Below are 1,204 nucleotides of genomic sequence, written 5' to 3' on the forward strand. Positions count from 1 at the left end.
TATCTTGTTGTTTATCCCTTCTAGGGTGCAGGTGTTTAGCGGATAACTTGCCGATGCGATAATACCGTGAAGATAAGGACTCAGTTTTCGTGCGAACTCTTTCAATGGCTTAATTCCACTCTCTTGTACTTGTGCCCACCAAGCCTCCCAGAGCCCTTTAGCATGTGCTTCTGATTCACAATACCAAAGCTCTTTGAGTTGTGCCCCGAGTATATAAGTGGTCATTAAGTCCTTATTGATATTCAATATTTCTGTAAGATAGCTGTCTTGCCGTGGATTTAAGTTGCCTCTATTTTTCAACAACACCCAGCGTGAGCGCTTGACCCATTGCCTCGCTTTTTTATCTTGCTTGAGTTTGTTGGCTTGGTCGACTCTGACTCTATCCATGACCTCACGACCGAACTTAGCAACAACATGGAATAAGTCGTAAACGATTTTTGCGTTCGGGCAATGCGCTTGAACTTCAAGGTCAAAAGCCGTATTCATGTCCATCGCGACCGCTTCGATATTATTGCCATGCTTGCCTAACAGCTCGAAGAACGGTCGTATGTCCTTGCGGCTACGGCCTAACCCTATCCAAATGACTTGATGAGTCTTAGCGTCAGCAATGACCGTGGCATACCTATGCCCTTTAAAGATAGCGAACTCGTCCATGACGAGTTGCCTTAGCTCTTCCCATTTCACTGACGGTACAACTTGTCGAAGTCGGCGTTTATCTATCTCTTTAATGGTGTGCCAATGTACGCTCGTTAACTGGGAGATATGCTTAATGGGAAGAAGAGGCAGCAGTTGTTCTATATAACTTTTTAGGCGCTTCGTGATGCGAGCATAAGGCTCTAGCCAAGATAGAGACTCTGTTTTTATGCCGCAGTCACGACACTTAATTCTTCGTGTTTGAACGGAAAGTTCAACAGGAACACCGAGCAACATGGCTTCTTTCACATGACGCCATTGATACTCATGAATAGCCTCGGCCTCGAGACCACAAAGGCACTTAGCCTCAGAGTTAGGTTTAAGAGTCAGGGTAATAAGTGATGCTGTCTGGTGAGACTTTACTATTTGAAAGCCTTCCCAGAATGAAGATAGGAAAGTATGATTCGGCATGAAAACGGTAGTTTGTGTATGATTTTTGTTTGGCGACTAAACCATATCACTTACTACCGTTTTTGTTTTTAGTTCCCGCTAATCCGCGATGAACCTTTTT

The 1,204-nt window shown here is 44.3% G+C and carries 1 protein-coding gene; it reads right to left on the reverse strand.

The window, feature by feature from the left end; genetic code table 11:
• Positions 1-1,104 (reverse strand): ISL3 family transposase (locus AB4517_RS22715; protein ID WP_372150123.1); only part of this gene is annotated, 1,104 nt, incomplete at its 3' end.
• Positions 1,105-1,204 lie beyond the last annotated feature (100 nt).

The organism is Vibrio sp. 10N.222.52.C3 (assembly GCF_041474195.1).
Taxonomy (GTDB): Bacteria; Pseudomonadota; Gammaproteobacteria; order Enterobacterales; family Vibrionaceae; genus Vibrio; species Vibrio crassostreae_C.